The sequence below is a fragment of the Mesorhizobium sp. M0136 genome (assembly GCF_040322515.1).
Taxonomy (GTDB): Bacteria; Pseudomonadota; Alphaproteobacteria; order Rhizobiales; family Rhizobiaceae; genus Mesorhizobium.
The window spans coordinates 65,007-79,681 of sequence record NZ_JAMYTP010000011.1; the positions used below are offsets into that span (position 1 = coordinate 65,007).

The 14,675-nt window shown below is 59.7% G+C and carries 13 protein-coding genes; 6 read left to right on the forward strand and 7 right to left on the reverse strand.

Annotated features, from left to right (window positions below):
- Nucleotides 1-358: 358 nt before the first annotated feature.
- Both NKJ35_RS15355 and NKJ35_RS15360 read right to left on the reverse strand, forming a co-directional pair.
- Complete coding sequence (locus NKJ35_RS15355; protein WP_352648132.1) at nt 359-559, reverse strand: hypothetical protein; 201 nt, start codon at nt 557-559, stop codon at nt 359-361.
- Nucleotides 560-601: 42 nt separating this feature from the next.
- Nucleotides 602-1,555 carry an NAD(P)/FAD-dependent oxidoreductase gene (locus NKJ35_RS15360; protein ID WP_352648134.1) on the reverse strand — a complete coding sequence of 318 codons (954 nt, stop codon included), beginning with the start codon at nt 1,553-1,555 and terminating at the stop codon, nt 602-604.
- A gap of 539 nt (nt 1,556-2,094) precedes the next feature.
- Here NKJ35_RS15360 and NKJ35_RS15365 point away from each other — a divergent pair.
- The 5 genes from NKJ35_RS15365 (at nt 2,095) to NKJ35_RS15385 (ending at nt 6,747) form a co-directional block, all read left to right on the forward strand.
- Nucleotides 2,095-3,204, forward strand: coding sequence for an OmpA family protein (locus NKJ35_RS15365; protein ID WP_352648136.1), 1,110 nt, complete (start codon nt 2,095-2,097; stop codon nt 3,202-3,204).
- Nucleotides 3,205-3,215: 11 nt separating this feature from the next.
- Entirely contained in the window at nt 3,216-4,469 is a 1,254-nt protein-coding gene (locus tag NKJ35_RS15370; protein ID WP_352648139.1) for a caspase family protein, read from the forward strand.
- Nucleotides 4,470-5,166: 697 nt separating this feature from the next.
- Complete coding sequence (locus NKJ35_RS15375; RefSeq protein ID WP_352648142.1) at nt 5,167-5,304, forward strand: hypothetical protein; 138 nt, start codon at nt 5,167-5,169, stop codon at nt 5,302-5,304.
- 660 nt (nt 5,305-5,964) lie between these two features.
- Entirely contained in the window at nt 5,965-6,141 is a 177-nt protein-coding gene (locus tag NKJ35_RS15380) for a hypothetical protein (RefSeq protein WP_352648144.1), read from the forward strand.
- Between the two features lie 162 nt (nt 6,142-6,303).
- The gene (locus NKJ35_RS15385; protein ID WP_352648147.1) at nt 6,304-6,747 is read left to right on the forward strand and encodes a hypothetical protein; all 444 of its coding nucleotides are present in this window, start codon (nt 6,304-6,306) and stop codon (nt 6,745-6,747) included.
- A 103-nt stretch (nt 6,748-6,850) separates the two neighbouring features.
- On the opposite strand, the gene NKJ35_RS15390 is transcribed toward NKJ35_RS15385, so the two are convergent.
- Nucleotides 6,851-7,375, reverse strand: coding sequence for a DUF6931 family protein (locus NKJ35_RS15390; protein WP_352648148.1), 525 nt, complete (start codon nt 7,373-7,375; stop codon nt 6,851-6,853).
- A gap of 254 nt (nt 7,376-7,629) precedes the next feature.
- Between NKJ35_RS15390 and NKJ35_RS15395 the strand changes: the two genes are divergently transcribed.
- Nucleotides 7,630-8,166: an OmpA family protein gene (locus NKJ35_RS15395; RefSeq protein ID WP_352479445.1), complete on the forward strand. Its 537-nt coding sequence runs from the start codon at nt 7,630-7,632 to the stop codon at nt 8,164-8,166.
- A gap of 99 nt (nt 8,167-8,265) precedes the next feature.
- Here NKJ35_RS15395 and NKJ35_RS15400 read toward each other — a convergent pair whose 3' ends face one another.
- The 4 genes from NKJ35_RS15400 to NKJ35_RS15415 form a co-directional block, all read right to left on the reverse strand.
- Nucleotides 8,266-10,596 carry a M23 family metallopeptidase gene (locus NKJ35_RS15400; RefSeq protein ID WP_352648151.1) on the reverse strand — a complete coding sequence of 777 codons (2,331 nt, stop codon included), beginning with the start codon at nt 10,594-10,596 and terminating at the stop codon, nt 8,266-8,268.
- Nucleotides 10,593-11,003: a DUF1036 domain-containing protein gene (locus NKJ35_RS15405; protein ID WP_352648153.1), complete on the reverse strand. Its 411-nt coding sequence runs from the start codon at nt 11,001-11,003 to the stop codon at nt 10,593-10,595. The genes NKJ35_RS15400 and NKJ35_RS15405 overlap by 4 nt, the downstream gene beginning before the upstream one ends.
- Before the next feature lie 108 nt (nt 11,004-11,111).
- Nucleotides 11,112-13,700: a serine/threonine-protein kinase gene (locus NKJ35_RS15410; RefSeq protein ID WP_352648156.1), complete on the reverse strand. Its 2,589-nt coding sequence runs from the start codon at nt 13,698-13,700 to the stop codon at nt 11,112-11,114.
- A 5-nt stretch (nt 13,701-13,705) separates the two neighbouring features.
- Entirely contained in the window at nt 13,706-14,479 is a 774-nt protein-coding gene (locus NKJ35_RS15415) for a PP2C family protein-serine/threonine phosphatase (protein ID WP_352479434.1), read from the reverse strand.
- Nucleotides 14,480-14,675 lie beyond the last annotated feature (196 nt).

Here is a 14,675-nt window from a genome sequence, read left to right on the forward strand (position 1 = left end):
GAAGCCGGTCGAGGCCCGCGTCTTTCGTCCCTCCGAAGACGCGGGCCTTGCTACAGAGATTCCGTCACAGACCCGAACTTAAAAAGAGTTGCTGATCGCCGCGAGCTGATATGCATCGTGTGACGGACTTCGAGCGCCGCACCTTTGCCACTCTGGTCAACCTGCGTCGAACCTGCCCGCCGCTGGAACCGAACCTCTACGCATCTTACACGACGCCCATCGATGAGTAACGGATGATCACCTCGTCCTGACGAAAGCGTCGCTCAAGGTCAGCACAGCGTGTTCGCCAGGCTTGCAGATCAATCTCCTCCGTCATCACCTCGAAGATGATGATTTCATCATTGCTGCACTCGCCGCCTTACCGCCACAACCCTTCGGCAGGTGCCTGCAAAAAGGCTGTGACGCCGGCGAACGGCAGGGCCAGTTCTTCTTTGAGCCGGTCGAATTCCTGTTTGGGGAACGGTCTGCCGGAATGTCCGCGCGAGGTAGCAGGATTTGAAAAGATAACATGATGAAACTCAATGATCACGAACGGTCGCCGTGCCTCTTCGTTCCTCATGCCTTGTTTTCGGCGTCGGCGCCGGGCGCCGTGCGCTTGGTGTCACCGTGGGCCGTGTTCGGCTTGGGACCAATGTTCGCCGTCGCCATTTGCAAGATAGTTGTGCATGTCGGTTGCAGCGACCGCTGCGTGGCCGAATGCTACGGCAAGCTGATTGATCTCATTGACCACATCTCCGGCTGCATAAAGTCCGGTGACTGCGGTGCGCTGGCGCGAATCTACGACGAGGTTGCCCGCTTTGTCACAGCATGCACCAAGGTCGACCGCGAGCCTCGAGCGGATGGTCGAGCCCATCGCAGGGTAGATGGTGTCAAACGACAGCGTTCCGCCGTCGATGAGTTTCACGACCGCCTCCCGACCCGTGGCGCAAACGGCATTGGGTCTGCATACGCCGATCTCGATACCGGCCCTCTTGAGCTTGGTAAGCTTGTCCCGAGAGGGCTCGGATGGATCGGTAATCAGCAAAGTGAGATCCTGAGTGAAGGTGCGCATGAACAAGGCCTTTTCCATTGCGTGTTCGGCCGGTCCGATGACGGCCACCCGTTTGTCGATGGCTTCATAGCCATCGCAGATAGGGCACAATCGCAAGACGCCAGCTTGGATCATGTCGGTAGCGCCAGGAAGATCCGGGAGGGTGTCAACAACGCCGGTTGCAATGAGCACCGAGCGGGCACGAATGGGAGATGAATCGCCCGCCAAAAACCCAGCCTTCGTTCTGCGAATGGATACGATCCTGTCGTGGACCAAGCTTGCGCCGTATCGAGTGGCCTGCAGTTCGAGGCGGTCAAGTAGGTCAGGGCCGGTGATGCCGTCTGGGAAGCCTGGGCAGTTGCGCGTCAAGGGAATCCACTTTGCACGGCTTTCATCTGCGTCGACAACAATTACTCGCCTTCGAAATCTTCCAAGGTAAGTCGCAGCCGCTAGGCCCGCTGGCCCGCCACCTACGATCAGGCAGTCGAAGCTTCCTTCATGCCGGCTCGTGTCCCAGTTGACCATTCAGAAATCCTGAAATCCCACGGCTGCATCGCGAGCGAACAGTCGAACGCCGTTGAAGAGAACGCGGAGCACGCCATTTGGTTACAAATTTGGAGCTCCCAATTCGCGGGACAGTTCAGCCATTGGGATAGTGCTTTGATGACCTGCCAAGGGAAGCCATCTTCAGCGCGGAATGGAGATGGAGACTGACAGAATAGCGTCGACGACGGGCTGGGGAGTAGGCGTCCGCGGCAGAAGCAGGATGGAGCAGGCGGGCTTTTTCCTCACTTGGGCTGGTCCACCGTGACCGGCCTTCAAAGACGGGCAGGTGCTGTAGCGGGTTCTTCAGTCAGCTCCAATATCCGCCAACAAGACTGCTGGGTAGCCAGTGTTCGTCCATCACCATTTTGCCGGACTTCCGCAGCCCGGGACCTGAGCGGAATTTACACCTTGCGGTCGATTCGCCGATGCTCGCCAAGCCTCGACAATTGTTCTATGCTCCGTGGCACGGCATAGTTCGTGGTTGCAACGCGGAAGGCTGTTGTCCTGTGGGGGGTCCAATGTTCGAAATCGTCGGAGACTGGTGGAAAACGGGCTCGAGAAGCTGCTTCGCCCTAAACACCCTTGGCCTGATCGTCGCCGTATCGGTGCTGTTGTTACCTGGGCTGGAAAGCGCCAATGCACAGACGAACTGGACACTCGACCCGACCGCCTCCGTGCTCACCTACCAGTCGGTCAAGAAGAATACGATCGTCGAAACCAACAAGATCAGGAACATAGCCGGCACTCTTTCTTCGACGGGTGAGGCCAAGATCACTTTTGACCTTAACTCCGTCGACACTGGTGTCGACCTTCGCAATGTCCGCATGCGGTTCCTTTTCTTTGAAACATTCAAATATCCGTCCGCCGAACTGACAGCAAAAGTGGACCCTGCCGCATTTGCAGACCTGGCGACCAAGCGAAGGGTGAAGGCAGTGCTGCCATTTCGCCTCAACCTGCACGGCGTCGACAAGGATCTTGAGGCCAATGTCGTCGTAACCATGATCAGCGACAGCATGGTCTCCGTCGCTTCGGAGGCGCCTGTTGCCGTGCATGTCGAGGACTTCGGACTGCTGCCGAATGTCGACAAGCTGCAGCAAGCCGCCAATGTGACCAACATTGTTCCGACCGCTTCGGTATCGTTCGATTTCGTGTTCAACGCTGGCGACAGTAAGCCCGCGGCCGTGCAGACAGTCGCGGCAAGTACTGCCGACGTCGGGCCCGTCGCCACCGATGCCGCGAAAGCGAATTTCAGCGAAGAAGAGTGCCTTAACCGGTTCGCGGTGCTCTCCCGCACTGGGGCCATCTACTTTCGGTCGGCGAGCGCGCGGCTCGACAACCAAAGCCGCCCGCTGTTGGCGGAGGTGGTTGGCGTGGTCGGCAAGTGCCCAGGCCTGAAGGTAGAAGTTTCTGGCTATACCGATTCCGATGGTTCGCCTGCCTCCAACAAGCTGCTGTCGGAGCGCAGAGCCCAGGCCGTTGCCGATGCCATCGTCGCCGCGGGTATTGCACGAACGCAGATCACGGCAACCGGGTATGGCGAGGAGCGGCCTGTTGCGGCTAACGATACGCCGAAGAACAAGGCGCTCAACCGGCGGATCGAGTTTTCCGCCACCAAGCTCGTCAACTGAGGAAGGACCTCTTGTTCCGGTGGGGCTTCCATCTGATTGCCTGTTTTGGCAGTGCCCCGCGCGCGATCGGGCTGGCGACGCTCTCGCTATTATTGACATTGACGGCGGCCAATGCGGAACGCCGTGTTGCTCTGGTCCTTGGCAACTCCCAGTACCAGCATGCGCCGGCGCTGACCAACCCGGTCCGGGACGCTCAGGCTGTTGCCAACCGCCTTTCGAAGTTGGACTTTGAAGTCGTCTCCGGTTTCGATCTGACCAAATTGCAGACCCAGACGACGATTGCGCAGTTCGCAAAGCAGGTTCGCGGCGCCGACATTGCGCTTTTCTTTTACGCCGGCCATGGTTTGCAGGTTTCGGGCAGCAACTATCTCCTTCCGGTTGATGCAGCATTGGAAGACGAGACTTCGCTGGATTTCGAGGCGGTGCCTGTCGAGTTCGTTTTGCGGCAAATGTCGCGCGAGACCAGCATAAGACTGATTTTCCTCGACGCCTGTCGCGACAATCCCCTGGCTGAAGTCTTGGCAAAGGCCGCAGGCGTCAAGGGAGCGAGAAGCGGGCTTGCCGAAATCCCGATCGAGAATGGCGGTGCGGGTACACTGGTCGCCTTTTCCACCAGTCCCAATCAGGTTGCCTATGACGGATCGAGCGAGCATTCGCCGTTCACGTCCGCGTTGCTTGCCCATATCGGGGCTTCGAACGTCTCCATCACCGACGCGATGAACATGGTCACCGCCGATGTCTTCAAAGCAACGGCCGGCAAGCAGCGCCCGTGGATCAATGTCTCGCTGACCACCGAGGTCGTTTTGCACAGGGTCGATCTCAACGCGCCGCTGATCGTCGGCGAAGCGACCGCTCCGCAACATGCGGAAGACGGTTCGGATGGGCGCAACGCCACCGCAAATTCGCCAGGCGACGATGAGGCACAGCTTGCGCTTAATGTCCTGCGGCAGAAAATTCCGAAACTGGCTTCGGACGATCCGATCTTTTTCGACCGACCTGTCGATTTTGGAGATCCAAAGATCGACGGCAAGACTATCGCCGAGCTGATCATGGGCAAGCCTCTCTTTGCTCCCGTGGAAGGGCTCGATAAAGCGGTGTGGCAGGGCAAGCACTGCAATGGCTGCCACGAGTGGGATGAGGTTCGGCTGTGCGAACAGGCGAAGAATTTCGCCGCCAACGATGTGTCCGTGCTGCGTCTGCAACATCCGCTCGGGACGCGCTTCAAGGTGGCGCTAGCCAAGTGGGCGCAAGGCGGCTGCAAGTAAGATCTGGGCCTTCGGTTTGAAAATTCGTGGTCAAACGGGCGATGGGACCAATCTGCGCTTCCGGTTCTCACGGACCCAAATGTCCGCTGCTCCGGTTCTCGAAACCACCACCATATGACTCGCCAGAGCGAATTTCGAAACAGCCTCTAAGGAGGCTTATTTCTATGTGGCGGATGTTGAACCGCGGGCTACGCTCGAGCGTCTGCGACCCAAAATGGCCGCGCGACACCCGCTCGCGGAACTGGAACGTCTCGCCATTGTTGGCCTCGAAGGCTGGTGCTCGAGCCATGCGGGAGAGCTACCGACTGTGGTTCGAAGCTGGGGAGCCTGCCGGCAGCGGCGCTTTGTAAATCGACGGATCGGCCTGAGGTGGCGAATGACCAGCATCGCAATCTTCGTAAACGCCCTTAATCACACCGTTTACGGCGCGCCGCCGGCAAGAATCACCATTCCGTTGTCAGATTTCTGAGCGTGCCAGATGAGGACAGTGGCGAACCCAATAGCTTCACCAACGCAACGTACCCCACTGTGCGCGTTCTAGTGAATGGGATCATAGCCGATCTGGCGGGGTGGCCTGATGACAAATCGGAGCAACAGGGATGGCAAAGTTTAAAGAAGCCCTTGAGCGCGGGAAGGAGGCCCGCCGTCAGCAGGAGGAGCGCGTCGGCGACGTGGAGGTGGGAAAACGGGATGCCCCATGGCGGACTTCAGCGAGCAAGCAAAGGGTTGGCTAAACGACGTCGTGATTGCGTCGCTGGAGGCGGCTAAGGCTGACGTGGCAGGCGAGGTGGCTGTCGATATAGACACCGCGCCGCGCCGGCAGGTCAAACCCTGACACCATCTATTCGTTTCCAGATCTACAGGAAGCGAGAATTGGAGAAGGCGCCTAGAAGAACCTTTACCGTCAACATTAAGGTGAGCGGGGCGGTCTCCATGTCTTCGCCGGGGAGGGTGACCAAAGATGTGGGAAACATAGGGGATAGGTCCGACTTACGGGTCCGCACCTTAACCGAACTGATCGAGGACGTCGCCAGGGTACATAACAACGCTGTGCCCACAGGCCTTTGTGGAGCCTAGGGGGCACAAGGTCGTCATCGCGCGAGCCAGTTATCCGATCACCCGCTTAAAGAATTTCCACGGAATATTTCCGACCTCCCATTCCACAGGAAATCGTTTGTTGATCTCTCCTAAGTTCCGGGCAAGATGACCTTAGGGCACTGAGGGGTCGGCCATCTTGGATACCGCGCCAGGAGGCATTACGCCTGAAGCTATTGCCGCAGCCGTTAAAGCCGCTTCGGACGGCATCGTGGTGTCCCTTAGAACGGCCGTAGCGGCCCTCCGTGCCCTGTGCCCACACGCAGACGAGACAGATCTCGAACTGTGTAAAATTCTGATCAACCTGGCCACACATGATGGTCCTGCTTGACACCAAAGAATAGCTAGGAACAAATCGGGTCGCATAGAGGTTCTGACCTATTCGCATGTAGGACCGGCCATGGTTGAGGCCGACGAAAGGAAGCAGAAGGTTATCGCCGACCTCATAAGACGGTGGATTACGTCAGAAGCCATCCGCGACTACCTTCGCAAGGCGCTAAATCTTCCGCTAGAAGAGGAGCTTCCGGAGGAGCACAAATCTTTGCTTGATGAAATTGATCGGATCGACAAAGAGTGACCACAGGATTGGTTTCCTCCGGTCATCGGTCTGCGCGGTAAGAAACCAGTCTAACGTACTACGTCTGGAACGCTCAGGCAGCGTGGTGCGCTCTTGTGTCATTCATGCCTGATGCCGGAAAAAGGGAGGCTCTGCGCTACTTCGATCAGGACGGGTGCTGACGTGACCAACCTCGCTCAGAATTTCTACCAGGAGTTGTTTTCGCTTCGCTGGAACGCTTTCGCTATGAGCACGGACAGCCTTCCGACGATTGATCAGTTTAGAAGGCAATCGTCAGGTGTACGCAAGCGGCTGGGATTGGAAGTCGATCAAGAAATCCCGGAGCACTTTGCCATATTGCCAGGAGCGCTTGACAAGCGAGAGCACGAACTGGCTGACGAATTGATTTCAAATGTGCCCGTCATCGCAACGCCGCCCAGAGAACACCAAGATCGCGGCGATCAGGGGCAGCAGCACATTGCTAGAAACTCATCATCCAGGGCTGAGACTGGTGGCCCGCACAATCCACCCGATGCCCGCCCACCAGACCGAGGAAAGCACCCCCACGAAGAGACGGAAGACGGTAGCCAATCCGCGGATGAGAATCTGATCAACTGTCATCTGTGATCTCCACCCTCGGCCCTATGCAGTTTCAGCCAATGCGACGCCTGGACACTCGCGCCAACCAGTTTTTCCTCTCGCCTTCAGCCCTGACAGGGAACATGAGAGACTAGCATGCGTCCGCTGATTGGCGCAGCGCCTCGATCTCGGCCATCTGTAGACCCATTTCGACAAAGGCAGATAGAATGGCAAAACGGTCCGCGAGTGCAACACGCGCCAGCCCTGCCAGAATTCCGGCATTGACGGCATGGGCGGCAGGACCCGGCGGTGAGGCGGGTGGTACTGCTGTTCGGCCGACGGATCGGCAAGCACCAAGGCCATTATCACGCCATCCCGCAGCCAAGGCAATCCAGGCGCCCGGGGTTGTAGGGGGCACTGCCGCTGCCTGGCCCAGCGCGGCACGATGGTGGGCGCTGCCCGGTTCGCTGACCCAGTTGCTGACGAGCGCGAGCAGTTGTTGATCGGTTTCATCGAGCAGCTCACTCAAATGCCCAAGGCATTCATGAGCCCACCAGACCGCAGCCCGATCCGGCAGCAGGTAGGCACAAAAGGTGATTGCCTCTTCGGGAACGCGCCCTGCAAGGAGATCGCGGCAAAACTCGATCGAATGCTGTTCGGTTGGAAGGGTTCGCATGTCTCGGGCAGCGGCGGGACAAGCTAGGAAAAGATCTCGTGCCGTTTTGAATCGGAGCCCGTTGGCCATGACGCCACGCTTTCATCGAGAGCCTGTCAGCACTCAAGCCCGCAGCGCGGCGCTGGTCAAGTCTCTACTCGCAGCGGAGTGATAAAGGCGACACAGGCGCGGCTCGGTGTTTCCCGCAGACAATTGCTTCGGAATTTGGTATGTTCACGCTTGATAATATCGGATGCTCAACAGGAGTAACCGCTATGCGGTGGGCCAGTTCACCTTTGGTGTTGGCGGTCATGGTTTTCTCAACGCATGTTTGCGCCGACCCTGTCCAGAAATCAGAAGACATCGTCAAGTTTTTTGCCGGCGCGGCCGATCTTGGCAAGTCGCGCGGAATTTGTGTCGGCACCGAGGAGCAGTGCAAGAGCAAGAGTAAGCCAAACGAGGGACCCGCCGGCAAATCCAGTCTCGACATGCTGATCAATTTCGGACTCGATTCGGCCGAACTCGACGCAACCGCGCGCGCCGAGCTCGCGGAGTTTGCCAAGGCCCTGAAGGACAACCGGCTTAGCAGTTTCCATTTCGTCGTCGAAGGCTACACCGACGCTTCCGGTCCGGCGAACTACAATGAGCGGCTCTCACAGCGACGAGCGCAATCTGTGACGTCCTTCCTGACATCAAGCGGCATTGAGGCGGCTCGGATTAATCCGATCGGCCTGGGCGAAGCGCATCCGCGCAGCCCCAACCCGTACGATGCTGTCAATCGCCGTGTGGAAATGCGCATTAAGACCGAGTAGCGCACGCCGCCGAAAACTGTGCGGCAGTTTCGAGCCACAACGGCTTTGCCGCGAGCAGGGCAGTCGTTTGAACCCTTTCTTACGAACGGCTGCGATGGCTCAAAGCGCGTTCTGCACGGAGCTCAGCATCGCCATGATCACGTGTTTGTACTTTGCGAACTCGGGCGATGTCTGCCGGATTTCAGTGGTGGTCGTCGTCTGCTGGCTCGCGGTCGTTGCTGGGCTGAGCTTTCGACCCATCTTCCTTTCGGCCCAGTCCACGACATAGCTGGCGGTCTTGCCGGTGAGAAAGGGATTGGCCTGAATGACGGCTGATCCGAGCACGGCGCTCAGTTGCGCCGAACCCGACGCCGACAGCACCTGATGCGCCCCTTCCATGCCGAGGAAATGGCACAGATAGAGCCGGCCGGCTGTGATTTGGTGGCCGCGCGCCCGAAGATAGGCTTCGCCCTCTCGCGCCAGATTGCGAACCATCTCGCGCGAGATCGTGGCGTCGTAACGCAGGGCAAGCAGGTCGGCGGTCGACAGTGTGCGTGCAAGTTCGGGGCGGTATGTATTCATCATCCGGATCCAGGTTTTGGTGATGAACTGGCCGGCGCCGGTCGCTGAAGAATTCGGGTTCTTGGCACGGGCACTGCCGCCACTTTCGACATGGACGATGCGGTCAGTGAGCGTTTCCACGGCGGAAAGATCCGAAGCGACCGCAGTAACCGTACCCAGCGGGTCGATCGCCGCGCCATTCTGGTAGAGTTCGAAATGCAGGTGCGGCCCGGTCGACAGTCCGGTGGTGCCGATATAGCCAATGATATCGCCTGCCTTCACCTTGGTGCCGACACCGCCCATGATTGCGAATTTCTGCATATGCGCATAGCGCGTCTCGCGCCCGCTTCCGTGCGAAATCTTGACCAGATTGCCATAGCCGCCCCCATCGCCCTGGAAGCTGATTTCGCCATCGAAGGCGGCTGCGATCGGCGTGCCTACGGGCGCCGCCCAGTCGACGCCCTTATGGATGCGAACGGTGCCCAGAATTGGATGCTTGCGCGGCCCGAAGGTCGAGGTCAAGACCCCGTTGACCGGTGTGACCATGCCGTTGGTGACCGTCAGCGAGCGGACCTGATCGTCGCCTGTGACGCATGCAAACTGGCCATCGCCCTGCTGGAAAACGAAACAGTCGAGACTTTTTGTCGTGCCCTGAACACCAACATACAGCACGCGCCCGGCGCCTTCGTCCTTGCCGCGCGGCGTTTGAGAATAGATCAGCACAAGACGCTGGTCCTCGCTTGCAAAGGCGTCCAGATCCTGTCCTCTCGACAGATACATGATCGCTTCGCCGATCACGCCGGTTGGAACGCTGTTGCGTGCCGCAGTCGAGTAGATCGCGTCGAGCAGACGATACTGCCCTTTGTGACCGCCTTCCGCCGGCGCGCCCGAGTAGTTGAACAGATCTTCGCGTACCCAAGGGTCGACGCCGGAGACGAACACGCCCGCGGCATTGCGCGTCAGCGTGCCGACAAAGACGTTCTTGGCGTAGATCGACACCTGCATGAGGGACATCGTTGTCGTCTCGCGGTTGGGCCGGTATCCACGCATGGCCACGACATAGCCCGGTTCAAGGCCGTCCCGGCCGAAGAGGGCCTTCAGCGCCTCGCCTGCCTGCTTGGCGTCGTCGGCGGAGAAATGTGCATCGAGCGCAACGCTATCCAGACTGCGGTCGTTGAGGATCTTCACGAACGTATCTTCCGTCGCCTCGAACCGCTGATATTCGTTCGTGACAGTTGCGACGCTGGTGTTGTTTTCGATCTGGGTCTTGTGGAACGCGGGAAGAGCTGCATCGCCTGCGTCGATTGTTTCACCCCAGCCGGCCTCCGGGTCATCGGCTTCGGTCAGTTGATCGGCAGCAGGCGCGGGTTCATCGGCGCCAGGAGCTGGCTGAAGATCGTTCTGCAGATCGCTGGAGGCTGCGGGGGCGGTTTTTCGTTGTGCCTGGAAGAACGCAAAATCCTCCTGCGTCGACGGTATGGTTGTCATGAATTTCTCGCTGGCGCTAAGCATGACGTCGGACAAAATCTCGATCTGTGACGAAACCCCGGCCTGGTCGAGTTCGGCCGGACGCGGAACGACGCGGCCTTTCGTTGCGGCGCCGGAATCGGGTGCGAGCGTGATCCACATCGGGTCTCCCGCCAGGCCGATAATGGCAGGCACATAAACAGAGGCATCGGCCGGCACATCGTCGGCTCCTTCGACCCCATGCAGCTCCTCGTCTTCGTCGCCAAATGACCAGTAGTCCGCGGTGAGATAGAAGCCGGCTGCAATCGAACAGAGGAAAACCGTGGCGAGGCCGGCAAGAAGCTTGCGCCAAAACGTGCGCCGGCGAAGGGCAGCGCGTGCTTGCTTCTTTTCCTTGAAGCTGGTGTCGATAGCGTGCGTCACGGACTGCTTCCGGTCAGGAAAAACGTCCACCGCACCTGTTCAAGCGTATCGACTTCGACAAATCGCGCGGCAATATGGCCGCGCTGCCAGCATTCGTCGATGCCGCGTATCGAGAAACGTCGCCGCTCAATGCACATTTCGGTCGATCCGGTCAGGATCGCGTGGCCGAAAACGTCAGTGGCGTAGAGGTAGATGTAGCGGTTCGTCAGTTCTTCGCGGATGACGTTCACGCACTGATTTGCGCCGATGGTCCACCAGCCATCGGTCTGGTCGGCATTGTCCACCTCCTGGCCGACAGCGAGGTTGACGACGTCGAGCGTCTGATTGCACACCGTGAACTCGGCGCGCGCTTCGTTGCATGAGAGCACGGCTAGCAACGCGGCGGCCGAAACGACCGCAACCCTCATCCGGCCCCTCAAGACAAGCAAGGTTCGAAGCCGAACACGCTGCTTTACGAGCAGGTCGGAAGACGAGCGGGGCAAACGCGAGCTACGGAGTTCCATCGGATGCCCATGCTAGCCGCCGAGTCGGAAATACTTGGCACTGGCAGAGAACTTGGATCCGTCGGCCTCAATTTCCTCGAGAATTTTGGGGAGCAGCCGTGAGGCTGGCACTGGCGTGGAGAATGCAGCCGCCCGGATATCCTGGGGCCCCGTGATCACCATGATGATCTGCGGCACGGCCTTGCCTGCAGCCCTGTCGGCCGCACCGAGACCGATCGGGATGCTGAAGGTAGCCTTGTCCGAGTGGACGACCATGCGGTCATCGAGGTTGAACATCATGCCTTTGTGGTCGATCAGCAGCACGCTGGAAATGAGCCCGCCACGCGTCACCAGCGTACCGCTGATCGGCGTACCGTCCGGCACCGATGTTCGATCGAGAACAAGCTGCGGCTTCTCGCCAGCAGTCTGCCCCAGAAAACGCAGAAAGTTGGTGACTTCGCACTGGCTCGGCTCAATAAGGCGCACGTTGATGTCCGGCTCAACGTGGAACTTTGCCTGGAAATCAGCCAGCATCTGCTCGAATGGCTGGACCGCGGTTCCAAATCCTTCGATCGCAGCGGTCTTATCGGTTATCGAGGTTACGGCGACGTAGAAACAGTCGCCGCCGCTGAAGTCGCGAACCCACGACACACGTTGCGCTATCTCGTCGATTACTGGGGCAACTTCCGGCTTGGGCAAGTTCAGGGCGACCATGGCCGGATCTGGTTCTCCGGCCGCCGGCAGGTCGGGCTGCTGCTCCTTTGCCCTCGTCGTATCCCCCTGGCGTGCAGCCGGCTCGGGAACGGGCGCTGCTGGTATCGTCTTCGCCGGCCGGTTCGCCTGGTGTTTTGGCGGCGGCAGGACGGCCTGCTGCTCCTTTGGGCTCGTCGCACCTGCCTGGCCTGCAGCCGGTTCGGGAGCTGGCACGGCCGGTTTCGCCCCCGCCTGCTGGCTTGCCTGCTGTTCAGGCTTTTGGCTCGGTGCGGCGTCTGGCTGCGCGGCGCGCGGCGCCGGAGCCTTGTCGACCAGCGGGAGAGCCGGAGCAATCTTGGCAGGCGGCGGGGGCGTATCGGGCTGAATTGATGGCGTTGCGGTTTCGGCCGGCACTTGCGCCGCGCTTGCCGACGGCTTCGACGTTTCCTGCATTTGCTGGAGCATCTTGGGCGACTCTGCCGGCGGCTGCGTTCTGGCCGCGGCGGCCTCCGTCTGATTTTCAACTGGCGCTAATGTAGCCTCCGTTTGCGGCTTTGGGGCTGGAACTGCCTGTGGCGGCTCAGGCGCGTGCGCATCATTGTCCGTCGCCAGCGGCTTTGACGCCTCTGCCTCAGGAATTGATGCATCGGGGAAAGGCGTTGTTGCTTGTGGTGAAAGTTGCGGTGGCTCTGGCGCGGAAAGCGAGGTTTTGACAGCGCTCGGTGCGGTGGGCGTTATAAAGCCGCTAAAATAGAGGCCGGCAACTGAGGCGAGAGCCAATGTCGCGAAGGCAGAGATGGCGATGCCTCGGCCTTTTGTAGATGTTCCACGAACAGCACCAACGAGGGCACGTGGCGGCGCAGCGACCGGTGAGGCCCGAGGCTCGGACAGCAGCGCTGGTCGGACATGCGGGACAAAGCGCTGCCCACCCGAGCCTGCCAAAGGCCCGCCATGGCCCAAGACATCGGATGGCGGGGACGAGGCCTTCGGGTCGGGCGCAAGGGTTTGCCCCGCTCGTGGCAGACCCGGCCTGTCACGGTTTGGGATGAACGTCGGCGGCGTTGTCCCTTCGTCCTCGTCACGCGTCATCCTGGCGATTTCCGCCATGCTCACCGGGCGGTCTCGCGGATCGGGCTGCAGCATGGCTTCGACAAGGTCACGAAAATCGTCATCGATGTCGGACAGGTCAGGCACGGTCCGACGCTTTTCGATGATCTCGAATTGGGATCCGCTCATGTCGATCGGCTTCCCGCGCAGGGCGGCAACCAACACCAACCCCAGGCTGTAGATGTCGGACTGCTCGCTGACATCGCCGCTGTACAGCCCAAGCTGTTCGGGGGAAACGTAGTTGTACTTTCCCGCGAATTTTCCGCCGATCAGGGTCTCCCCGCCGACGGTCGCCGATCGCGCGATTCCGAAATCGATGATCTTGGCGCGATCGACCTGACCTCCGGGCAAGATGATGTTGTCCGGAGAGAGGTCGCGGTGTATTGCTCCTGCCTGATGCACGGCGCTCAGACCCGACGTGAGGCGATGGCAGAGCTTGCGCACCTGCTCAGTCGGCATAGGGCCACGTCGCATGATGTCGTATAGGGACTCGCCGTCGACGAATTCCATCGCAAGGTAGGGACGACCGATCCCTGGATCGATCGTGAAGACGTGATAACGCACGACCGCATCGTGCGAGAGGTGATTGAGGATCGACGCTTCCTTGCGGAACAAGGACAAGATCGTCGGGTCGCGGGCAAATTCGGGCAGGACGATCTTGATCGCGACATGGTCGCCAGTCTGAATGTTGTGGCCGCGGTAGACCTCGCCCATGCCGCCGAATGCGATCCGCTCGTCAAGTTCGTAGATGCCGCTGAGCTGCGTGCCGACGGCGGTGTTGGCCAGCTGCGGCGATATTCGCGTCTTGTCGTCGGCGCTCATCAGCCTCAACCCTCCGCTCTTGACAGATCAGGGTAGGGGGGGTGTCCGTTGCTTCTGCTTGCGAATTTTACCAGCACAATCGTGACATTGTCTGTCCCGCCTCGCTCCAGCACCGTTTTCAGCAGAGCCTCACAGGCCGCCTGAGGTGTTGCAGTCACAACTGCGGCGCCGATCTCAGCGTCGGTCAGATGCGCCGTCAGCCCATCGGTGCACAACACAAAGATGTCTCCCGGCATGATTTCCCCTTGCTGGAAATCGATGACGATTTCGTCGCTGACGCCTACCGCATGCGTGATGACATTGCGGCGCGGCCAGGTGAGCGCCTCGGCCGCGCTGATCATGCCACGGTCGAGAAGTTCCTGAACTTCGGTGTGGTCCTTCGAGATCTGCGAGATGGAGCCGTTGCGGATCAGATAGACCCGGCTGTCGCCCGCCCATAGGCAAGCAAATCGCCCATCCATCGCCAGCAGGGCGGCAACGGTGGAGCCGATGGTTATGCCGCGGGACTCGGAGATCCTGCGGATCTCGGCGTTGGCGCGGCTCAGCCTGTCCTCGAAGCGCGCACGAAGATCCGGGGCGGAACTGGCAATGCCGATCGTGGCCAGATGGTCGACAATGCTGGCTGAAGCGACCTCTCCGGCTTCATGCCCACCCATACCGTCGGCCACCACCCACAGGCCGGTTCGTGGCTCGACCAGATAGTTGTCTTCATTGTGCTCACGGACACAGCCATTGTGGCTTACGCCGAAGCTTTCAAAGGAAAGGGCGACATCGCTCAACTTGCCACCAAGCGCTTCTCGAAGCGTCCTCTGCAGCGCACTCTAAGGCGCTCGCTGGCGCCACTTTGCCACAGGCTCGAATATTAAAATATCGAAATCTAGCTTTGAGCGCGTGACCTTCGTGGCGGGTCACCCCGACAAAGAGCTCAAGTGATGATTTGAGGGCGCGACAGCGCTCCGTCGCCTGATCAACTGC